This window comes from Pseudomonas sp. BRG-100 (assembly GCF_000737955.1).
Classification (GTDB): Bacteria; Pseudomonadota; Gammaproteobacteria; order Pseudomonadales; family Pseudomonadaceae; genus Aquipseudomonas; species Aquipseudomonas synxantha_A.
In genome coordinates this window covers 1620358-1640949 of sequence record NZ_JPRX01000001.1, presented here as the reverse complement: position 1 = coordinate 1640949, position 20592 = coordinate 1620358, and the positions used below count along the sequence as shown (strand labels likewise).

18 protein-coding genes are annotated in these 20592 nt (G+C 61.6%); 10 read left to right on the top strand and 8 right to left on the bottom strand.

The window, feature by feature from the left end:
- Window positions 1–66 precede the first annotated feature (66 nt).
- Genes adeC through JH25_RS20060 form a run of 3 tightly spaced genes read right to left on the bottom strand, consistent with a single transcriptional unit; the run spans window position 67 to window position 5834 of the window.
- Window positions 67–1524: an AdeC/AdeK/OprM family multidrug efflux complex outer membrane factor gene (gene adeC, locus JH25_RS20050; RefSeq protein WP_032877316.1), complete on the bottom strand. Its 1458-nt coding sequence runs from the start codon at window positions 1522–1524 to the stop codon at window positions 67–69.
- Window positions 1521–4682: an efflux RND transporter permease subunit gene (locus JH25_RS20055; RefSeq protein ID WP_032877315.1), complete on the bottom strand. Its 3162-nt coding sequence runs from the start codon at window positions 4680–4682 to the stop codon at window positions 1521–1523. The genes adeC and JH25_RS20055 overlap by 4 nt, the downstream gene beginning before the upstream one ends.
- A gap of 3 nt (window positions 4683–4685) precedes the next feature.
- The gene (locus tag JH25_RS20060) at window positions 4686–5834 is read right to left on the bottom strand and encodes an efflux RND transporter periplasmic adaptor subunit (protein WP_032877314.1); all 1149 of its coding nucleotides are present in this window, start codon (window positions 5832–5834) and stop codon (window positions 4686–4688) included.
- A 265-nt stretch (window positions 5835–6099) separates the two neighbouring features.
- Here JH25_RS20060 and JH25_RS20065 point away from each other — a divergent pair, with 265 nt between their 5' ends.
- Complete coding sequence (locus tag JH25_RS20065) at window positions 6100–6732, top strand: TetR family transcriptional regulator (RefSeq protein WP_005785903.1); 633 nt, start codon at window positions 6100–6102, stop codon at window positions 6730–6732.
- A gap of 301 nt (window positions 6733–7033) precedes the next feature.
- Here JH25_RS20065 and JH25_RS20070 read toward each other — a convergent pair whose 3' ends face one another.
- Genes JH25_RS20070 through JH25_RS20080 form a run of 3 tightly spaced genes read right to left on the bottom strand, consistent with a single transcriptional unit; the run spans window position 7034 to window position 9612 of the window.
- On the bottom strand, window positions 7034–8089 hold the full coding sequence (locus JH25_RS20070) for an alkene reductase (RefSeq protein ID WP_032877313.1): 1056 nt from the start codon (window positions 8087–8089) through the stop codon (window positions 7034–7036).
- 27 nt (window positions 8090–8116) lie between these two features.
- On the bottom strand, window positions 8117–9283 hold the full coding sequence (locus tag JH25_RS20075) for an MFS transporter (RefSeq protein ID WP_005785906.1): 1167 nt from the start codon (window positions 9281–9283) through the stop codon (window positions 8117–8119).
- 14 nt (window positions 9284–9297) lie between these two features.
- On the bottom strand, window positions 9298–9612 hold the full coding sequence (locus JH25_RS20080) for an ArsR/SmtB family transcription factor (protein WP_032877312.1): 315 nt from the start codon (window positions 9610–9612) through the stop codon (window positions 9298–9300).
- A gap of 155 nt (window positions 9613–9767) precedes the next feature.
- On the opposite strand from JH25_RS20080, the gene JH25_RS20085 reads away from it, so the two are divergent.
- A complete protein-coding gene (locus tag JH25_RS20085; RefSeq protein WP_032877311.1) occupies window positions 9768–10352 on the top strand; it encodes an acyl carrier protein phosphodiesterase in 585 nt (194 codons plus the stop codon).
- Between the two features lie 107 nt (window positions 10353–10459).
- Here JH25_RS20085 and JH25_RS20090 read toward each other — a convergent pair whose 3' ends face one another.
- Window positions 10460–11251: a lysophospholipid acyltransferase family protein gene (locus JH25_RS20090; protein WP_032877310.1), complete on the bottom strand. Its 792-nt coding sequence runs from the start codon at window positions 11249–11251 to the stop codon at window positions 10460–10462.
- On the bottom strand, window positions 11251–12006 hold the full coding sequence (gene olsB / locus JH25_RS20095) for an L-ornithine N(alpha)-acyltransferase (RefSeq protein WP_005785912.1): 756 nt from the start codon (window positions 12004–12006) through the stop codon (window positions 11251–11253). Before olsB ends, JH25_RS20090 begins: the two co-directional genes overlap by 1 nt.
- Window positions 12007–12190: 184 nt before the next feature.
- Here olsB and JH25_RS20100 point away from each other — a divergent pair, with 184 nt between their 5' ends.
- The 8 genes from JH25_RS20100 to JH25_RS20135 all read left to right on the top strand — a co-directional run bounded on the left by JH25_RS20100 (window position 12191) and on the right by JH25_RS20135 (window position 20555).
- Window positions 12191–13264 carry a serine hydrolase domain-containing protein gene (locus JH25_RS20100; protein ID WP_032877309.1) on the top strand — a complete coding sequence of 358 codons (1074 nt, stop codon included), beginning with the start codon at window positions 12191–12193 and terminating at the stop codon, window positions 13262–13264.
- Complete coding sequence (locus JH25_RS20105) at window positions 13261–13575, top strand: hypothetical protein (RefSeq protein ID WP_032877308.1); 315 nt, start codon at window positions 13261–13263, stop codon at window positions 13573–13575. Before JH25_RS20100 ends, JH25_RS20105 begins: the two co-directional genes overlap by 4 nt.
- Before the next feature lie 258 nt (window positions 13576–13833).
- Complete coding sequence (locus JH25_RS20110) at window positions 13834–15009, top strand: M20 aminoacylase family protein (protein WP_005785919.1); 1176 nt, start codon at window positions 13834–13836, stop codon at window positions 15007–15009.
- A 60-nt stretch (window positions 15010–15069) separates the two neighbouring features.
- On the top strand, window positions 15070–16380 hold the full coding sequence (locus tag JH25_RS20115) for a citrate-proton symporter (RefSeq protein WP_032877307.1): 1311 nt from the start codon (window positions 15070–15072) through the stop codon (window positions 16378–16380).
- The gene (locus JH25_RS20120; protein ID WP_032877306.1) at window positions 16377–17819 is read left to right on the top strand and encodes an amidase; all 1443 of its coding nucleotides are present in this window, start codon (window positions 16377–16379) and stop codon (window positions 17817–17819) included. Before JH25_RS20115 ends, JH25_RS20120 begins: the two co-directional genes overlap by 4 nt.
- A gap of 65 nt (window positions 17820–17884) precedes the next feature.
- A complete protein-coding gene (locus tag JH25_RS20125) occupies window positions 17885–18643 on the top strand; it encodes a helix-turn-helix domain-containing protein (RefSeq protein ID WP_005785926.1) in 759 nt (252 codons plus the stop codon).
- Between the two features lie 171 nt (window positions 18644–18814).
- Window positions 18815–19396 carry a YceI family protein gene (locus tag JH25_RS20130; protein ID WP_032877305.1) on the top strand — a complete coding sequence of 194 codons (582 nt, stop codon included), beginning with the start codon at window positions 18815–18817 and terminating at the stop codon, window positions 19394–19396.
- A gap of 1 nt (window position 19397) precedes the next feature.
- A complete protein-coding gene (locus tag JH25_RS20135; protein ID WP_005785930.1) occupies window positions 19398–20555 on the top strand; it encodes a phospholipase D-like domain-containing protein in 1158 nt (385 codons plus the stop codon).
- Window positions 20556–20592: the final 37 nt, after the last annotated feature.

The following is a 20592-nucleotide window of genomic DNA, read 5'->3' as shown; positions in this document are numbered from 1 at the left end:
AGGTAAAAAACCAGGCATAAAAAAACCGCTTCCGGTAAGGGAAGCGGTTTTCTTACACACGCGCTATCAGAACAACTTCAACGGCGGTGCTTGTTCTTTCAACGGCTCGTTCTTGGCGGTCTGCTCATTCCAGCCACCGCCGAGGGCCTTGTACAGGTTGACCTCGCTGGTCAGCTGCGCCAGGCGGTCGGTGATCAGCGATTGCTGGGCACTGAACAGTTGGCGCTGGGCGTCGAGGAAAGTCAGGTTGCTGTCGACACCAATGCGGTAGCGACGCTCGGCCAGGCGGTAGTAATCCTGGTTAGCCTCGACGAAGCCACGTTGGGCATCCAGTTGCTGCTTGTAGGTCTGACGCGCAGCGAGGCCGTCGGAGACTTCCTGGAAGCCGGTCTGGATGGCTTTCTCGTAGTTGGCCACGTTGATCTCTTTCTGGATCTTCGAGTAGTCCAGGCTTGCGCGCAGGCTACCGGCGTTGAAGATCGGGATGTTGATCTGCGGGGCAAACGCCCAGGTACCCGAACCGCCTTTGAACAGGCCGCCCAGTGTTGGGCTGGCGGTACCGGCACTGGCCGTCAGGCTGATGCTCGGGAAGAACGCCGCACGGGCCGCGCCGATATTGGCATTGGCAGCCTTGAGGTTGTACTCGGCCTGCACAATGTCGGGACGACGTTGCAGCAGGTCTGACGGCAAGCCGGCAGGCACTTCGCTGAGCAGGTCATCGGACAGCGGCTTGCTGGCGATATTCGCCGGCAGGCCGGTGCCCAGCAACAGGGTCAGGCTGTTTTCGTCCTGAGCCACCTGGCGCGTATAACGTGCCAGTTGCACCCGGGCGTTTTCCACCGAGGTGCGTGCCTGGCTGAGGTCCAGCGCCGACGCCACGCCGACTTCGTTGCTGCGCGAGGTGAGCTTGAAGCTCTGCTCGAACGCACCCAGGGTGTCCTGGGTCAGCTTGAGCAGTTCCTTGTCGGCCTGCCAGGTCAGGTAGGCATTGGCCACGCTGGCCACCAGGCTGATCTGGGTACTGCGCCGCGCTTCTTCAGTGGCGAAGTACTTCTGCAGCGCTTCTTCACTCAGGCTGCGCACGCGACCGAACAGGTCCAGCTCATAAGAGCTGATCCCCAGGCCCGCCGAGTACTGGCTGGCGATAGACGATTCGCCGGTCTGTGACAGCTTGGCCGGGGTGCGCGAACGGCTGCCGTTACCGGTGGCCGATACCGCCGGGAACAGGTCGGCACGCTGGATCTGGTACTGCGCTGCATAGGCGTCGATGTTCAGGGCCGCGACACGCAGGTCACGGTTGTTCACCAACGCGGTCTGGATCAGCTGTTGCAGGGCAGGGTCATGGAAAAACTGCTTCCAGCCCTGCTCGGCAGCGGCCTGGTTCGGCGCCTGGGCCGACGAATACGCCGGCCCCTGCGGGAACTGTGCAGCCACCGGCGCATCGGGGCGCTGATAGTCAGGTATCAGCGAGCAGCCACTGAGCACGAATGCCGTGACGGCTAGGGAAAGTAGCGACTTGCTCATTGGCCAGCCTCTTTAGGAGTTTCAGTAGTGTCTTTCTTTTTGCGTTCGCCGGCCGAGGACACGGTTGCGTAGAACAGTGGCACCCAGAAAATGGCAAGCACAGTGGCGGTGATCATACCGCCGATCACGCCGGTACCGATCGCGTGCTGGCTGCCTGAGCCGGCACCGCTGGAAATCGCCAGCGGCAGTACGCCGAGCACGAACGCCATGGACGTCATGATGATCGGGCGCAGACGCATACGGGACGCTTCGATAGCCGCCTCGACGATGCCTTTGCCTTGCTCGTGCAGCTCTTTGGCGAATTCCACGATCAGGATGGCGTTTTTCGCCGCCAGGCCCACCGTCACCAGCAAGCCCACCTGGAAGAACACGTCGTTGGACAAGCCCCGCATACTGGTAGCGATCAGTGCACCGATCACACCCAGTGGCACAACCAGAATCACCGCGATCGGGATCGACCAGCTTTCGTACAGTGCCGCCAGGCACAGGAACACCACCAGCAGCGACAATGCGTACAGGGCTGGCGCCTGGGAGCCGGACAGGCGTTCTTCGTACGACAGGCCGGTCCAGGCATAGCCGACACCGGCCGGCAGTTCTTTGGCAATGCGTTCGACTTCGGCCATCGCGTCACCGGTACTGTAGCCTGGTGCCGGGGTACCGAGGATTTCCATCGCCGCTACACCGTTGTATCGCGAAAGCTTGGGCGAACCGTAGATCCACTGGCCCGACGAGATGGCCGACAGCGGCACCATTTTTCCGTCGCCGCTGCGTACGTACCATTTGTCCAGGTCTTCCGGCGACATGCGGCTGGCGGCGTCACCTTGCACATACACCTTCTTCACACGACCACGGTCGATGAAGTCGTTGATGTAGCTGCCACCCAAGGCAATGGCCAGGGTCTGCTGGATATCGGCAAGGCTGATGCCCTGGGCACTGGCTTTCTCGTCGTCGACGGTCAGCTCGTACTGCGGTTCATCGTTCACGCCGTTGGGACGTACGCCCGCCAGCACCTTGCTTTGCGCCGCCGCACCGAGGAACTGGTTACGGGCAGCCATCAGCTTGTCGTGGCCCACGCCACCCTGGTCTTGCAGGAACACGTCGAAACCGGTGGCGTTACCCAATTCCAGAACCGAAGGCGGCACGATGGCAAATACCATGGCGTCCTTGAAGGCCCCGAAGAAGTAACCCTGGGCACGCTTGGCCACTTCGAATACCGATTGGGTCGAGTCACGCTCGTCCCACGGCTTGAGCATCACGAACGCAAGGCCCGAGCTCTGGCCACGGCCGGCGAAGTTGAAGCCGTTTACGGTAAACACCGAGTTCACCGACTTGCCTTCGCCTGGCTCACCTTCCTTGTCGTTCAGCAGGAAGGCGCGCATGTCATCGACGACTTTTTGCGTGCGCTCAGCCGAAGCGCCTACCGGTGTCTGCACCTGGGCGAAGATCACACCCTGGTCTTCCTCAGGCAGGAACGCGCTCGGAATACGGGTGAACATCCAGATCATGCCGGCCAGAATCAGCACATACACCAGAAACGCCGGGATCTTGTGCTTGATCATGTTGCCCACGCCGCGCTCGTACTTGAGTACGCCGCTGTCGAAGGTGCGGTTGAACCAGCCAAAGAAGCCGCGCTTGGGCTGGCCGTGCTTTTCCGGATCGATCGGCTTGAGCATGGTGGCGCACAAGGCCGGGGTGAAGATCAGAGCAACCAGTACCGACAACGCCATCGCCGAAACAATGGTGATGGAGAACTGCCGGTAAATCACACCGGTGGAGCCACCGAAGAACGCCATCGGCAGCAGTACCGCCGACAGTACCAGGGCAATACCCACCAGGGCGCCCTGGATCTGGCCCATGGACTTGATCGTCGCTTCCTTGGGCGACAGGTGCTCCTCGGCCATGACCCGTTCGACGTTTTCCACCACGACGATGGCATCGTCCACCAGCAAGCCGATGGCCAGGATCATGCCGAACATGGTCAGGGTATTGATGGTGAAGCCGCACGCGGCCAGGATCCCGAAGGTACCCAGCAATACCACCGGTACGGTCATGGTGGTGATGATGGTGGCGCGGAAGTTCTGCAGGAACAGGAACATCACCAGGAACACCAGCACGATCGCTTCGACCAGGGTGTGAACCACGCCGGAGATCGACTCGGTCACGACCGGCGTAGTGTCATAGGGCACCACCGCCTTCATGCCTGGCGGGAAGAACGGTTCCAGAGACTTCACTGTTTCGCGGATGGCCTTGCCGGTGTCCAGTGCGTTGGCACCGGCCGCCAGCTTGATCGCCATACCCGAGGCCGGCTTGCCGTTGAACTGCGCACTGATGCTGTAGTTCTGGCCGCCCAGTTCGATACGCGCGACGTCACCCAGGCGAACCTGGGAGCCGTCGGTGTTCACCTTCATCAGGATCTTGGCGAATTCCTCTGTGCTTTGCAGGCGCGTCTTGCCGATGATCGTGGCGTTCAGTTGGGTGCCGGGCAGGGCAGGCAGGCCGCCCAGTTGGCCGGTGGCCACCTGCACGTTCTGGGCCTTGATGGCATTGCTGACGTCCACTGGCGTGAGCTGGTAATTGTTCAGTTTGGCCGGGTCGAGCCAGATACGCATGGCGTACTGCGAACCGAACACCTGGAAGTCACCCACCCCCGCGGTACGGGAGATCGGGTCCTGGATGTTGGACACGATGTAGTTGGAGAGGTCGTCCTTGGTCATGCTGCCGTCTTCCGACACCAGACCGATCACCATCAGGAAGTTCTTCACCGACTTGGTCACGCGGATACCCTGTTGCTGCACTTCTTGGGGCAGCAGTGGGGTGGCCAGGTTCAGCTTGTTCTGTACCTGAACCTGGGCGATATCCGGGTTGGTACCCTGGTTGAACGTCACGGTGATGGTCATGCTGCCGTCGGAGTTACTGTCCGAGGAAACATAACGCAGGTTGTCGATACCGTTGAGCTGTTGCTCGATGACCTGCACCACGGTGTCCTGCACGGTTTGTGCGGAAGCGCCCGGGTAGGTCACCTGGATATCAATGGCCGTTGGCGCAATGGCCGGGTATTGGTTGATGGGCAACTTCAGGATCGAGAGTGCCCCGACCAGCATGATCACCAGGGCAATTACCCAGGCGAAAATGGGACGGTCGATAAAAAATTTCGACATGGATTACTCCCCTTGACCAGCAGCGGCAGCAGGCGCTGCAGCAGTACCGGCGGGTTTAGCGTTGGCAGCTTCCGTGACCTTCACCTCGGCGCCCGGCTTGACGTATTGCAAGCCTTCGGTGATGACGCGGTCACCGGCATTGAGGCCTTTTTCCACCAGCCAGTAGGCACCCGCGGTACGGTTGGCAACCAGTTCGCGTTGCTCGACCTTGTTGTCCTTGTTCACGATCAGCGCCGTCGGAATGCCGCGCAGGTCACGGGTCACGCCTTGCTGCGGAGCCAGGATGGCCTTGCTGTTCACGCCGGCCAGCAACTGGGCATGCACGAACATGCCCGGCAGCAGCACGTGGTCAGGGTTGGGGAACACGGCACGCAGGGTCACGGAACCGGTGGTCTGGTCGACCGACACTTCGGAGAATTCCAGCTTGCCGTCCTGGGCGTAAGGCGTGCCGTCTTCCAGGGTCAGCTTGACCTTGGCGGCGTTTTCGCCGGCCTTCTCCAGCTGGCCGCTTGCCAGGTCGCGGCGCAGTTTCAGCATTTCAGCCGAGGACTGCGTGACGTCGACGTAGATCGGGTCCAGTTGCTGAATCACGGCCATGGCATCGGCCTGGCCATTGCTGACCAGCGCGCCTTCGGTCACCGAAGAACGACCAATGCGCCCGGAGATCGGTGCAAACACTTTGGTGTAGCGCACGTTGATCTGGGCGGTTTGAACGTTTGCTTCGGCGGTCATGCGGTTGGCGACGGCGGTGTCGTATTCCTGACGGCTGACGGCCTGTTCATCGACCAACTGCTTGTAGCGGTCGCTGATGGACTTGGTCTGGGACAGGCTGGCTTGTGCGCTTTTCAGGGTGGCGTCATACACCGACGGGTCGATCTGGTAGAGCTGTTGCCCTTCCTTCACGTCGGCGCCTTCCTTGAACAGGCGCTTGAGAATGATGCCGTTGACCTGAGGCCGCACTTCCGCGATGCGAAAGGCCGTGGTGCGGCCTGGCAGCTCGGTGGTCAGGGTATAGGCTTGCGGTTGAATGGTGACCACGCCGACCTGAGGGGTTTGAGCGGGCGGTGCCGCTTCTTCCTTTTTACATCCGCTGAGCAGCGATGCCAGGGCGACGGCAGTGACCAGAGCGGTAACAGCTGGCTTAAGTTGCATGAAGATCCTCGGGTCAGGCGCGCAGAGTGCGCACAAGAAGTGTGGAAGGGTAAAAAACAAGCCGTGAGTGGATAAGTAGCTTGCTACGCAATATACTTACGTTCATGGTTGTTTGTAAACTCTTGACAGGCTTGGCGCATTGTTGACAAAGCACTGCCGCAAGCCTCGATTCTAGTACGTTCGGTGCCCATGACGGCGTCGTCCCATAATTATTCAGATGATGGTCAAGTACCATCCACAGTGTCCCGATTGAGGTTTTACTGCCATGGTTCGTCGCACCAAAGAGGAAGCTCAGGAAACGCGCAGCCAGATTCTCCAAGCCGCCGAGCAAGCCTTTTATGAGCGCGGCGTCGCGCGGACCACCCTGGCGGACATCGCCACGCTGGCAGGGGTGACGCGCGGGGCTATCTACTGGCACTTCAGCAACAAGTCCGACTTGCTTCAGGCACTGCTCGACACGTTGCACGAGCCCCTGGACGAACTGGCGCGGGCCAGTGAAAGCGAGGACGAAGCCGACCCGCTGGGCTGTATGCGCAAGCTGCTGATTCATCTCTACCATGAAGTGGCCCTGGACCCGAAAACCCGGCGCATCAACGAGATTCTGTTTCATAAGTGCGAGTTCACCGATGAAATGTGTGACATGCGCCGCCAACGCCAGACCCACACCCTTGAGTGCAACCTGCGCATCGGCTTGACGTTGCGTAACGCGGTCCATCGCGGGCAACTTCCAGCCACGCTGGATACCACCCGCGGCGCTGTGTGTATTCATGCCTTTATCCACGGCTTGATCGGCCAGTGGCTGCTGGTGCCTGACAGTTTTCAATTGCATCAGGACGCCGAGCGTTGGGCTGATATAGGGCTGGACATGCTGCGCCTGAGCCCCAGCCTGCGCAATTGAGACAAAATGCGTAATTGCGACCAGTTGTGTCAACAGTAAAGCCTAAGGATCGTCAATCGTCCTTCTGCCTGATTTGTGGGGTGACGTTATATACGGGCTGGCGGGCCGTTGATAGGTAGCCGGCTAAGTATTTTGTAGCGATATTGTTGCCGTTCTGTGAAGCAATGTTTCCGCAGGCGCTACAAACAGGCAAATGTGGGAGGGGGCTTGCCCCCGATTGCGGTGTATCAGTCACTGATGTGTTGACTGAAGCACTGCTATCGGGGGCAAGCCCCCTCCCACATTGGTTTTGCGAATCAGGTTAGATCGGCAGCGTCGGGTAGTCGATGTAACCCACCGGGCCTTTGCCATAGAAGGTTTCTGGGTGCGGTTCGTTCAACGGCGCATCAGCCTTCAAGCGCGCCGGCAGGTCCGGGTTGGCGATGAAAGGAATACCGAAGGCCACCGCATCTGCTTTACCCGCCGCCAGCCAGGCGTTGGCGCTGTCTTTGGTGAAACGTTCGTTGGCGATGTAGACGCCGCCGAAGGCTTTTTTCAGTTGTGGGCCGAGGCTGTCCGCGCCTTCTTTTTCACGGGAGCAGATGAAGGCGATGCCACGCTTGCCCAGTTCGCTGGCGACGTAGGTGAAGGTTTCGGCCAGGTTGGCGTCGCCCATGTCGTGCGCATCGCCACGCGGTGCCAGGTGCACGCCCACGCGGCCGGCGCCCCACACTTCGATGGCGGCGTCGGTCACTTCCAGCAGCAGGCGCGCACGGTTTTCCAGGGAACCGCCGTATTGGTCGGTGCGCTGGTTGGTGCTGCTTTGCAGGAACTGGTCGAGCAGGTAGCCGTTCGCGCCGTGGATTTCCACGCCGTCAAAGCCTGCGGCCTTGGCGTTTTCGGCGCCCACGCGGTAAGCGTCGACGACGTCGGCGATTTCAGCGGTTTCCAGGGCGCGCGGGGTAGGGTAGTCGGCCAGTGGGCGCACCAGGCTGACGTGGCCTTTAGGCTGGATCGCGCTTGGCGCCACCGGGGTTTCGCCGTTCAGGTAGGACTCATGGGAGATGCGACCCACATGCCACAGTTGCAGGAAGATCTTGCCGCCCGCGCCATGCACAGCCTTGGTGATGTTGGCCCAGCCGCGCACCTGGTCGTTGGACCAGATGCCCGGCGTGTCCGGGTAGCCCACGCCCATGGGCGTCACGGAGGTGGCTTCGCTGAGGATCAGCCCGGCGGATGCGCGCTGCACGTAATACTCGGCCATCAGCGCGTTGGGCACGCGGCCGGCATCGGCACGGCAGCGGGTCAGTGGCGCCATGATGATGCGGTTCGACAGTTCCAGGTCGCCCAGTGTGATCGGATCGAAAATAGTCGTCATGGGAAAACACCTTTGTCTTTAAGTTGATCAGTTGGTCGCGGGGGCCAGGTCGGCATCGCCGCTCTGGCGGAAGGTAATCAGGGTCACCAGCAGCGCGAGAATCGCCAGTGCTGCAGCGGCCAGGGGCACGCTTGTCAGGCCGAAGCCGTGGGCAATCACGCTGCCACCGACCCAGGCGCCGAGGGCGTTACCGATGTTGAAGGCACCGATGTTCAGGGTGGACACCAGGTTGGGGGCGGCCTTGCCGAAGGTCACCACGTTGATCTGCAGCGCTGGTACGGCGGCAAACGAGGCGGTGGCCCACAGGAACAGGGTGATTTCGGTCGGTATCAGTGCAACGCTGGTCCAGCTCAATACCGTGGAAACCACCGCCATGCTGATGAACACGCCGATCAGGGTGGCCGCCAGGCGTTTGTCGGCCAGCTTGCCGCCGATGATGTTGCCCACCGTGAGGCCCAGGCCGATCAACAGCAGGGTCCAGGTCACGCCTTTGGGCGACACGCCGGTCACATCGCCCAGCAGCGGGGCTACGTAGGTAAAGAGGGTGAACATGGAGGCGGCGAACAGCGCCGTCATGCTCAGCGACAACCAGATACCCGCGCCTTTGAGGGCAGCGAGTTCGGCGCGCATGTCGAGTTTTTCTTCGTCACGCTTGGCCGGCAGGAAGCGGATCAGGCCGATCAAGGCGATCACGCCAATCACGGTCACTGCCCAAAAGGTCGAGCGCCAGCCAGCTTCCTGACCCAGTGCAGTGCCCAACGGCACGCCGAGCACGTTGGCCAGGGTCAAACCGGTGAACATCAAGGCCACCGCAGAAGCGCGTTTATTGGCCGGCACCAGGTTGGCCGCCACCACGGAACCGATCCCGAAGAAGGCACCGTGGCACAGCGCCGTGACGACGCGGGCAAACATCAGCACGTTGTAGTCACTGGCCAAGGCGCAGAGGAGGTTGCCGACAATAAAGATGCCCATCAACGCTACCAGAGCGGCCTTGCGTGGCAGCCTGGCGGTGGCCAGTGCCATGAAGGGCGCACCGATGGCCACGCCCAAGGCGTAGCCGGTGACCAGCCAGCCGGCGCCGGGAATCGACACACCCAGGTCCGCCGCGACATCGGGCAGCAGCCCCATGATGACGAACTCGGTGGTGCCGATGGCGAAGGCGCTCAGGGCCAGTATGAGGAGCGAGAGGGGCATTTGCGTTTCCTTGGTTATTGCGGTGCGCTGAGTTCGGTTATGAGCGCCGTGAGAAAGGCTTGGATCGTCTCCTCATTGCGTTTGAAAAAGTGCCATTGCCCGGCCTTCTGGCTGCTGATCAATCCCGCCCGTTGCAAGGTTGCCAGGTGCGCCGACACGGTCGACTGGGACAGGCCGCAGCGCTGGTCGATCTGCCCGGCGCAGATGCCGTATTCGTGGTTGTGCAGTTGCTCGGGGAATTGCACTTTCGGGTCTTTGAGCCAGGTGAGGATGTCTCGTCGTACTGGGTGCGCCAGGGCTTTTATTATTTCGTCGAGGTCGATGGACATGGCAGGGTGCTCGGTGTCGTAAAGCGTTATATCGCGATGAGGCGAACTTTAAATCGTCATATCTCGATATACCAATATGATTTTGATCTGAGGCCAAAGCGAATCGGTATATCGGGTTATAACGATATGAGTGCGGCAGTGATAGACTGCGCGCCATGAATTATCTCGCACATCTGCACCTGGGCGGCCAACTTCCTGCGCAACTGCTGGGCAGCCTGTATGGCGACTTCGTCAAAGGCCGCCTGCAGGGCCAGTTCAGCCCGCAAATCGAAGCAGCGATCCAGTTGCACCGTTCGATTGACCGGTTTACCGATAGCCACCCGTTGGTGGGCGAGGCGTTGTCGCGCTTCAGCCTGACCCGCAGGCGCTATGCCGGGATCGTGCTCGATGTGTTTTTTGACCATTGCCTGGCGCGGGATTGGGCGTTGTATGCCGAGCAGCCCCTGGAGCGTTTTACCTCGCAGGTGTATCGCGTGCTGGCGGCAGAACCTGAGTTACCGGGGCGGCTGGCGCAGATTGCGCCGTATATGGCGGCGGATGACTGGCTGGGTTCGTATCGCGAGTTCGCGGTGATGGAGCAGGTGCTGCGTGGAATTTCGCGGCGGCTGACTGACCCGCAGGCACTCGGATTTGCGATGCACGAGTTGCGCGAGCTTTATAAGCCGTTAAGTGAAGATTTCCGGGTGTTCTATCCCCAATTGCAGAGATTTGCGCAGATCCAACTGACCACCGATGTCTAAATGTGGGAGGGGGCTTGCTCCCGATTGCGGTGTGTCAGTCACTGTCTATGTTGACTGAACAACTGCTATCGGGAGCAAGCCCCCTCCCACATATGACTGTGCCCGCTTTATGCCGCGAACGCAGGTCGAGCAGCCACTTGCTCAGCTTCCGGCACCGGGCCAAACAACGCCTTTTGCACCGCCTGCTGCGCCTGATACGCCAGTGCCGCGCGTTCCTGCCCGGCGCAGGCAATCGGCTTGAGCAGATGAATCTGCACATCGCCCTGGTCGTTGGAAAACAAGCGCATCAAGTGCGAGAGCAAATCGTCATCGCCAATGAACGGCGCCAGCGGATCAACCCCACCGTCACGCAGATAACGAATCGCCACCGGTTGCAGCGACACATCCGCATCGATTGCACTGGCCAGCAAACGCCCGTGAAAAGTACGCAAACTGCGCCCGTCGGTAGTGGTGCCCTCGGGGAACATCAGCAGCGGGTGCTGTTGCTCCAGATGGCGGGTCATCTGTTTGCGGATCAACTGGCTGTCACCCGCGCCACGACGAATGAACAGACTGCCGGCCTTGGCCGCCAGCCAGCCGGCTACCGGCCAGGTGCGGACTTCGGCCTTGGACAAAAACGACAGCGGCGTGACCATGCCCAGCAGTGGAATGTCGGTCCAGGACACGTGATTGCTCACCCACAGCATCGGCGCTTGCGGCAACTCGCCGTGCACCGTTACGCGAAAGGGCAGGGCGTTGCTCAACCGCGCCATAAAGAACCGCGACCAACGCTGGCGCCGCACCATCGAATTGGCCACGCCCAGACGTTCGAACAGGCCAAACACACTGGCCATGCTCAAGCCCAGCGCCACCACCAACAGCACGCGGGCGATGCGCCCGTAGATGCGCAGGCGGTTCATCACATCGCCGCCTTGAAGTGGCGCGCGTAGCGCGGGCACAACTCATCGCGCTTGAGCAGGATGAACACATCGGCCACCTGGAAGTCTTCATCCCAGCACGGCTCGCCGCAGATCTTCGCGCCCAGGCGCATATAAGCTTTGAGCAGCGGTGGCATTTCGGCGATGACGTTGGACGGCAAGTCCAGGGCCGGCAGTGGCTTTTTCGGCTCGGCGCGCAGGTGTTCGTTGCACAGGTAGCGCTCGCGCAAGCGCTGCATGATTGCGTGGGCCTGAATGCCGCCATCGTGCATCGGGATGCTCGCGCAGCCCATCAGGTAGCTGTAGCTGCCCTGGTTGAGCACTTCGGCCAGTTCGCCCCAGAGCACCGCGATGGTGCCGCCGTTGCGGTAAGCCGGGTCGACGCAGGTGCGACCGATTTCCAGGATCGGGCCTTGCAAGTGCAGCAAGCCATGCAGGCTGAATTCTTCTTCGCTGTAGAACCGGCCCAAAGTGCTGGCGGCCTGGTGGTCGAGCAGACGGGTGGTGGCGACGAGTCGACCGCTGTTCAAGTCCCGCACGCCGATGTGGCTGCAGTGAACATCATAGTCATCCATGTCCAGGCCCAGTTCCGCGCCTTTCAGCTTGGCGTTGAACTCGCCGCTGAACACGTTGAACCGCAGGGCCTGGGCTTCCTGCAAGGCCTTGGCGCCCACCAGGCGTTCGGCTTGCAGACGGCGTTCATTGCCTTTGTCGCTGATGCGGGCGATCTGAGTCATAGCGAGTCTCCGGGTGCCGGCCAGGTTGCGGCCAGTCGACTTTGTTGTCCAAAGTCAGGCTATGTAGCCTCGGTGTCATCTCCATGAACTTACGGTGACGGTTGGGTGACAGCCCCCGTGTAGCAAATCTGTCATTGGTCTGCGCTAGGCTCGCGGGCTTGAATGCCCCCTTGAGTTCGTGCCCATGGTCCGAGGCCTGCTGTGCGTTATTGTGCTTTTAGTCACCGCTACCGTCCGCGCTGAAACCTGGCCCGAAAAAGAATGGGCCACGGGCACGTCACTTGAAGGTCCTGCTGTCGATGCTCTGAACGCCTATGCTTTCCCAACCCGTGACGACACCACCCGCAAAGGCATTCGTACCGACGCGCTGCTGGTCATTCGTGACGGCGAAATCATCTACGAACGCTACGCCGCGCCAACCACCGCCAGCACGCCGCACCTGACCTGGTCGGTGAGCAAAAGCCTGATGGCCACTGTGCTCGGCGTGGCCTACGGCGAAAACCGTTTCAAGCTCACCGACCCGGCCGCACGTTTTTACCCGCCAATGAAGCAGCACCCCAAGGTGAGCATGGCCGACTTGCTCCATTGGGCTTCGGGGCTGGATTGGCAGGAGGACTATGAATACGCCCCGTTGAAGTCTTCTGTTGTGGCGATGCTCTATACCCGTGGGCGTGACGATATGGCGCAATTTGCCGCCGATACCGAAGCCGCCGCCGAGCCCGGCCAGGCGTTCCGTTATTCCAGTGGCGACAGCAATATTCTGTCCGCTGCGCTTAAAGGGATGCTCGGCCACCAGGCGTACATGAGCTATCCGTGGGATGCGCTGTTCAAGCCATTGGGCATTCGCAACGCGACGTGGGAAACCGATGCCGACGAAACCTTTGTTGCCTCGTCCTACGCCTACCTCACTGCTCGCGATCTGGCGCGGGTCGGGCTGCTGATGGCACGGGATGGGCGCTGGGGTGAGCAACAGTTGCTGCCCAAAGAGTGGGTGGCTTTCAATCGGCGGCCTTTCGACAAATACAAAGCCGGCCAGGATGAAGCGGTACCGGGCGGCCACTGGTGGCTCAACAAGGGTACGCCCCAACCCTGGCCCGACGCGCCGACCGACACCTTCGCTGCGCTGGGGCACTGGGGCCAGGCACTGTTTGTACTGCCCGACGAGCACTTGGTGATCGTGCGCTACGGCGATGACCGCGATGGCAGCTACCGCCACAACGAACTGCTCAAGCGCGTGCTGGCGGCGGTGCGGTCATGATTCGTCGTCGGCCATTTACCAGCCTGCTGCTACTGCTGTTGCTGGCCCTATTGGGTTGGGTATGGCACGAGCGCGTCAACCTGCAAGCCTTCCCCGACATCATCGCGGCGTACACGGCCAAGGAGTATTGCTCGTGTCGGTATGTGGAGAACAACCCGGCGCAGTATTGCCGTGGGTATGTGAAGCAGTACGTGCCGACCAGTGCGTTGATCGACACGCCGGAGCGCAGTGAAGTGACGGCGAGTGGGTTGGGGCGTACGCATACGGCGCGGTGGTTGGGCGACCGTCAAGGCTGCCGCCTCAACCCCTGACACACCCAAATTCCCCTGTGGGAGCTGGCTTGCCTGCGATAGCGTCAGGTCAGCCAACATCACTGGTGCCTGTGCCGCCGTCATCGCAGGCAAGCCAGCTCCCACATTTAGATTATCTGCGTGGGTTCTCGGAAAAAGAACCGGCCCTGAGGTTCCACAGGGTGGAACCACCTTTGATTGTCCTCAGCCCCACATCGCGCTTAGCTGTCGATGTGTCGCCAACAAGAACGGGACCACCCGCCTGTGAGGAGAATCACCATGCGCCCACACCAGCACATTCTGGATTGGCTCAGCGATGTCGCCAGCGACTTGCACGCTGTGCGCCACGATATCCACGCCCATCCCGAACTCGGCTTTGAAGAGAACCGCACCTCAGCGCTGGTCGCGCAGTCCCTGCGGGATTGGGGGTATGAGGTGCATACCGGCATTGGCAAAACCGGTGTGGTCGGCGTGCTGCGCAATGGCAGCAGTTCGCGCACGCTGGGTATTCGTGCCGATATGGACGCCTTGCCCATCATCGAAAATACCGGTGCGGCCTACACCAGCCAGCACGCCGGTTGCATGCACGCCTGCGGGCATGACGGCCACACCACCATGCTGCTCGGCGCTGCCCGCTACCTGGCGGCGACCCGGCAATTCGACGGCACCCTGAATCTGATTTTTCAACCCGCCGAAGAAGGCCAGGGCGGTGCCGAGGCGATGTTGGCGGATGGTTTGCTGGAGCGCTTCCCGTGTGACGGCCTGTTCGGCATGCACAATATGCCGGGCTTGCCGGCTGGGCATTTGGGATTAAGAGTTGGCCCGATGATGGCGTCCCAGGACTTGCTCACTGTCACCCTTGAAGGCGTCGGCGGCCACGGTTCCATGCCGCACCTCACGGTCGATCCACTGGTGGCTGCAGCGAGTATGGTCATGGCCTTGCAGACGGTAGTAGCGCGCAATATCGATACCCAGGAAGCCGCCGTGGTTACGGTCGGTGCGCTGCAAGCCGGCCAGGCCGCCAACGTGATTCCCCAGCAAGCCTTGCTGCGCCTGAGCCTGCGTGCACTCAACCCCAAGGTGCGCGAACAGATGCTGGAGCGGGTCAACGCTATCATCAACACCCAGGCCGCCAGCTTCGGCTGCACCGTGCAGATCGAGCACCGTCCGGCCTACCCGGTGCTGGTCAACCATGGCGAAGAAACCGAATTCGCTCGCCAGGTCGGTGTGGCCTTGCTCGGCGCCGATGCGGTGGACGGCAACACTCGCACGCTGATGGGCAGTGAAGACTTCGCCTGGATGCTGCAACGCTGCCCCGGCAGTTACCTGTTTATCGGCAACGGCGTGTCGCGGCCGATGGTGCATAACCCCGCCTATGACTTCAACGACGACATCCTGCTGACCGGCGCCGCCTATTGGGGCGCGTTGGCCGAGAGCTGGCTCAAGCCTGCCTGACGACCGCACTTTTTTCTGCCGCTGGACCCTTTCCCTTATCGGTTGAATGGAGTGCTCCTCATGCAGACTTTAAAACCAGGCGTCTCGCGCACCCGCCAAGTGGTGGCCGCCGTGATCGGCAATGCACTGGAATGGTATGACTTCATCGTCTACGGCTTTCTCGCCAGCATCATCGCCCGGCAGTTTTTCCCGTCGGAGGATGAATACGCTTCGCTGCTGATGGCCCTGGCCACCTTTGGCGTGGGCTTTTTCATGCGGCCGGTGGGCGGGATCCTGTTGGGTATCTACGCCGACCGCAAAGGCCGCAAAGCCGCGATGCAATTGATTATTCGGCTGATGACCGTGTCTATCGCGCTGATCGCCTTCGCCCCCAACTACGCCGCCATCGGTATGGGCGCGCCGTTGCTGATTGTGGTGGCGCGGATGCTTCAGGGGTTTGCCACGGGCGGTGAATATGCCAGCGCCACGGCGTTTCTGGTGGAGAGCGCACCGGCCCATCGCAAGGGCTTGTATGGTTCCTGGCAATTGGTGGGGCAGTGCCTGGCGGTGTTTGGTGGTGCGGCGATGGTGGCGCTGGTCACGCACTTCTTCTCCCCCGAAACCCTCGACCTGTGGGGCTGGCGCCTGCCGTTTGTGCTGGGCTTGCTGATCGGCCCGGTGGGGTTGTGGATCCGGCGGCACATGGAGGACCCGGAAGAGTTTATCCAGGCGCGTAAAAACGCTACCGGCCCGGCGCCGAGCCTGATGCAGGTGCTGCGTGAACATAGGCGCAGCATCCTGGTGTCCATGGGCCTGGCGTGCGGGGCGACGGTGTCGTTCTATGTGGTGTTGGTGAACATGCCGACCTTCGCCCACAAGAATCTCGGCCTGCCGTTGGACCAGGTGCTGATGGTGCAGATGTTTGCGGTGGCGCTGATGACCGTGGTGATTCCCTTGTCCGGCCTGCTCTCGGATCGCTTGGGGCGGCGACCGGTGTTGATGGCCTTCACTCTGGCGTTCTTCGTGATGGTCTACCCGTTGTATGTATGGGTGGCTGCCGCGCCGTCCATCGAGCGCTTGCTGGTGATGCAGGTAATGCTGTGCACGGCCATTGGCGGGTTCTTCGGCCCGGCGCCGACGGCGTTGGCTGAACAGTTTCCCATCGAGGTGCGCTCGACCGGCGTGTCAGTGGCCTATAACGTGGCGGTGATGGTGTTCGGCGGTTTTGCGCCGTTGATCGTGACCTGGTTGAGTAAGGTGCTGGGCACGCCGGTGGCGCCGTCGTTCTACGTATTGTTCGCGTGCGTGCTGACGCTGCTCGGCACTTATTGCATGCGCGAGGCACCACGAGCGAGCAAACCGCTGCCGTTTTCCAGAGAGGTGAAGCCTTGAGTATTGTCGATTGGGATGCCACGCAACTTTCGCAGGCGATCCATGGGCGGCAGGTATCGTGCGAAGAGGTGATGCAGGCGTACCTGGCGCAGATCCAGCGTTTCAACCCCCGTGTGAATGCGTTGGTGTCGTTGCGCGACAGCGAGGTTGTGCTGGCCGAGGCAAGGGCCTGCGACCGTGAGCTGTACCAGGGTCAATCCCGCGGTTGGATGCATGGCATGCCCCAGGCCATCAAAGATCTGGCGGCGACCCAAGGTTTGCGTACCACCTTGGGCTCACCGTTGTTTGCCGAGCACGTGCCCAGCGAAGACGCCATCAGCGTGGCGCGGGTGCGCGCCAGTGGCGCGATCATCATCGGCAAGACCAACGTGCCGGAGTTTGGCCTGGGGTCCCACACCTACAACACGCTGTTCGGCACCACCGGCAATGCCTATGACCCACGCCTGACGGCCGGCGGCAGCAGCGGCGGGGCAGCGGTGGCCCTCGCGTTGCGGATGTTGCCGGTGGCCGATGGCAGCGACATGATGGGCTCGCTGCGCAACCCGGCGGCGTTCAATAACGTGTTCGGCTTGCGCCCGTCCCAGGGCCGCGTGCCCCACGGGCCGATGCCGGAGCTGTTTGTGCAGCAACTGGGCACCGAAGGCCCGATGGGGCGCAGTGTCACGGATGTAGCGCGGCTGCTGAGCATCCAGGCCGGTTACGACCCCCGTGTGCCCTTGTCATCCCAGGACGATCCCGCGATGCTGGGCCAGTCGTTACAGCGCGACTTCAAAGGCACGCGCCTGGGTTGGCTGGGTGACTACAACGGTTATCTGCCGATGCAAGACGGCGTGCTGAGCCTGTGCGAGGCGGCACTCGATGATTTCGCCACGCTGGGCTGCGAGGTGCAAAGCTGCCAGCCGGACTTTTCCCTGGCGCGCCTGTGGCGTTGCTGGCTGGTACACCGCCATTGGCTGGTGCACGGCAACCTCGGCGCGGCCTACGCCAACCCGCGAAAACGCGCATTGCTCAAGCCCGAAGCGCAATGGGAAGTGGAGGGCGGCCAGGGCCTGAGTGCCCAGCAGGTGTACCAGGCGTCGGTGGATCGCAGCGAGTGGTATCGGGCCCTGGCCAAGTTGTTTGAGCGTTACGATTTTCTGCTGTTGCCCACCGCCCAAGTGTTCCCTTTCGATGCACAACAGCCTTGGCCACGCCTCGTTGGCGGGCGCGAAATGGACACCTATCACCGCTGGATGGAAGTGGTGATCGGCCCGACACTCGCCGGTTTGCCGAGCATGAGCATCCCGGTGGGCTTCAACCCCCAAGGGCTGCCCATGGGCCTGCAAGTCATCGGCCCGGCCCAGGCCGACCGAGCCGTGTTGCAACTGGCATTTGCCCATGAACAGCTGACTCAATGGGTGCAACGCCGGCCGCCGGCGTGCATTGCCACCACCACCTGACCTGCGACCGGGCCTGTATCTTGCTGTGTAAAACAGATCATCCACCAGCAACAGGGAGATCGAACATGGAGACAGGCACGGTACGCTCGGTTGAGCGCGCACTGGCAATCGTCGAGTTGCTGGGCGAGCACCAGGCCCTTGGGCTGGAAGAACTGCACTACCTTACGCGGCTGCCCAAGGCCACGGTGTCGCGCATGTTACTGACCTTGCAGGATCAGGGCTGGGTCTACCGCGGCCTGAGCGATCGGCGTTACCGCCTGCGCGCTCGGCGTTTGTTCGGCGATACCCAGCAACGCTTCAAGCGCCAGGTGGTGGAAAGTGCGGCGCCCTGGTTATTGGAGCTCAGCGAGCGCACGGGTTTGGTGGTGGACTTGTCGTGTTTCGACGGCGAGCGCCTGGAAGTCATGGAAAGCGCGATTCCCGGCGTGTTGCGCAAGCTCTACCCGAACAACTGCCAGATCGTCGGTCAGTACGCCAGCCTGTTTCACTCGGCGATGGGCAAGGCATGCCTGACGCAGTTGCCCCTTGATGAAGTGCAACGGCTGGCGTGTCGCGATCGTGTGGCCGCCGATGAGCAAAGCCATGCTTGCGAGCAAACCCAGCACCAGGGGTTCGGCCAGCGTACCGAGGGCTATTGGGAATACCCGGTGCGTTTGCCCTTCCTGATTCGGGCGGTGGCGTTGCCGGTGCGCGCCAATGGTCGGTTGGTGGGGAGCATGGCGTTGCATTGGCCCATGCATCAGGCGCCGGTGGAGCGGGTGTTGAATTTGCATATGGCCAGCCTTGAACAGGCGGTGTGCGAAGTTCAGCGAACGCTGGATTAAAAACACCGCAAAACCCTGTGGGAGCTGGCTTGCCTGCGATGGCGATGTATCAGTCAACCATTTCTCGCCTGGCACACCGCCATCGCAGGCAAGCCAGCTCCCACAATGGATTTGCGCCGTTCGTGAGATTGCGCTTAATGTTCGCCCAGGTTTTTTGCCCCATGAGTCTTTATGTTCAATGTCAAACCTCTGGTCTTCGCCCTGCTGACCTGCGCCACCGTGCCTGCCCACGCCGATTGGTACCTGGATAACGAATCCTCGCGCCTGTCTTTCGTCACCACCAAAAACACAGAGGTTGCTGAAGTCCACCGCTTCCTGGTGCTGCACGGCAAAGTCGATGCCAAAGGCGCGGCGCAGTTGCAAGTGGAGATGGAGTCGATCAACAGCGGCATCCCGCTGCGCGATGAGCGCATGCGCAAAGAGCTGTTCCAGATCAAGGCCTTTCCCGACGCATTGATCAGCGCACAGATCAATCTGCAACCGATCAACGACCTGGCGTCCGGCGCGCAACTGGAGTTGCGCCTGCCGCTGAGCGTCACCCTGCACGGCAAGACCCAGACCTACAGCGCCGAATTGCTTGCCACGCGCCTGGATGAGCGACGTTTCCAGGTGGTGACCCTGGAGCCTGTGGTGTTGCACGCCGAGGACTTCGATCTGGCGCCGGGTGTGGCGGCGTTGCGCAAGGCGGCGGGGCTCAAGTCGATCAGTTTGTCGGTGCCGGTGGGTGCGGTACTGATCTTCACGGCGCGCTGACATGAGTGGCGCAGTGTTCCCGTGGCGCAGCGCCAATCAATTCGAACTGCTGATCGACGGGCCGAGTTTCTTCCCGCAGATGCTGGTGGGCATCGCCCGGGCCGAGCAGCAGGTGGATCTTGAGCTGTATCTGGTCGAAGCCGGCGCCTGTGCCGACGCGATGGTGCAGGCGCTGGTGCTGGCCGCCGAACGTGGGGTGCAGGTGCGCTGCTTGTTCGATGACTACGGCAGCCTGGCGTTTACCCTTGGGCTGCGCAAGCGCTTGACCGACGCCGGCGTGGAGCTGCGTTTTTACAACCGCCTGAATTGGCGGCGCTGGATGCGCAACCTGTATCGCGACCACCGCAAGCTGCTGCTGATCGACCAGCGCGTTGCCGTGGTCGGTGGTACGGGCGTCACCGATGAGTTCTGGACGCCGGGGCAAGACAGCGCCGATTGGCATGAAGTGATGGTGCAGATCAGCGGCCCGCTGGTACTGGACTGGCAGGCCCTGTTCGACCGGCAATGGCACGCTAACGCCGCGCGCCGTGAATGGAAACCGGCGACCCATTTCGGTTTGCCGCGCTTGCCGAAAGTGCCAGCGACGGGCCCTGGGCTTGGTCGCGTGGCGTACGCCGACGCTCGTCAGCACCGCGATATCCTGCAGTCGTTGATTCGCGCGTTGAACAGCAGCAAAGGGCGTATCTGGCTGGCGACTCCCTATTTTCTGCCGACCTGGAGCGTGCGTCGTGCCTTGCGCCGGGCGGCAGGGCGCGGGGTGGATGTGCGTTTGCTGCTCACCGGGCCCCGTACCGATCACCCGTCAGTACGCTACGCCGGCCATCGTTATTACCCGCGTCTGCTGCGTGCAGGCGTGCAGATTTTTGAATACCAGCCGTGCTTTTTGCACCTGAAGATGGTGCTGGTGGACGATTGGGTCAGCATTGGCTCGTGCAATTTCGACCACTGGAATTTGCGCTTCAACCTGGAAGCCAACCTCGAAGCGTTGGACCCGGGATTGACGGCGGCGGTGGTGGGCAGTTTCGAAGCGGATTTTGCCCAAAGCCAGGTGGTGAGCCTGGAGGCCTGGAAGGCGCGGCCGTTGTGGAAGCGGGTGAAGCAGCGGGTGTGGGGGTGGATTGATCGGTTGGTGGTCAATCTGCTCGACCGGCGCGGCTAACAAGAACAATGAGGTCAAATGTGGGAGGGGGCTTGCT

Coding starts and splice junctions, on each gene's coding strand:
- adeC (WP_032877316.1), bottom strand. CDS start 1,524: ATGAGCAAGTCGCTACTTTCCCTAGCCGTCACGGCATTCGTGCTCAGT.
- JH25_RS20055 (WP_032877315.1), bottom strand. CDS start 4,682: ATGTCGAAATTTTTTATCGACCGTCCCATTTTCGCCTGGGTAATTGCC.
- JH25_RS20060 (WP_032877314.1), bottom strand. CDS start 5,834: ATGCAACTTAAGCCAGCTGTTACCGCTCTGGTCACTGCCGTCGCCCTG.
- JH25_RS20065 (WP_005785903.1), top strand. CDS start 6,100: ATGGTTCGTCGCACCAAAGAGGAAGCTCAGGAAACGCGCAGCCAGATT.
- JH25_RS20070 (WP_032877313.1), bottom strand. CDS start 8,089: ATGACGACTATTTTCGATCCGATCACACTGGGCGACCTGGAACTGTCG.
- JH25_RS20075 (WP_005785906.1), bottom strand. CDS start 9,283: ATGCCCCTCTCGCTCCTCATACTGGCCCTGAGCGCCTTCGCCATCGGC.
- JH25_RS20080 (WP_032877312.1), bottom strand. CDS start 9,612: ATGTCCATCGACCTCGACGAAATAATAAAAGCCCTGGCGCACCCAGTA.
- JH25_RS20085 (WP_032877311.1), top strand. CDS start 9,768: ATGAATTATCTCGCACATCTGCACCTGGGCGGCCAACTTCCTGCGCAA.
- JH25_RS20090 (WP_032877310.1), bottom strand. CDS start 11,251: ATGAACCGCCTGCGCATCTACGGGCGCATCGCCCGCGTGCTGTTGGTG.
- olsB (WP_005785912.1), bottom strand. CDS start 12,006: ATGACTCAGATCGCCCGCATCAGCGACAAAGGCAATGAACGCCGTCTG.
- JH25_RS20100 (WP_032877309.1), top strand. CDS start 12,191: ATGGTCCGAGGCCTGCTGTGCGTTATTGTGCTTTTAGTCACCGCTACC.
- JH25_RS20105 (WP_032877308.1), top strand. CDS start 13,261: ATGATTCGTCGTCGGCCATTTACCAGCCTGCTGCTACTGCTGTTGCTG.
- JH25_RS20110 (WP_005785919.1), top strand. CDS start 13,834: ATGCGCCCACACCAGCACATTCTGGATTGGCTCAGCGATGTCGCCAGC.
- JH25_RS20115 (WP_032877307.1), top strand. CDS start 15,070: ATGCAGACTTTAAAACCAGGCGTCTCGCGCACCCGCCAAGTGGTGGCC.
- JH25_RS20125 (WP_005785926.1), top strand. CDS start 17,885: ATGGAGACAGGCACGGTACGCTCGGTTGAGCGCGCACTGGCAATCGTC.
- JH25_RS20130 (WP_032877305.1), top strand. CDS start 18,815: ATGTTCAATGTCAAACCTCTGGTCTTCGCCCTGCTGACCTGCGCCACC.
- JH25_RS20135 (WP_005785930.1), top strand. CDS start 19,398: ATGAGTGGCGCAGTGTTCCCGTGGCGCAGCGCCAATCAATTCGAACTG.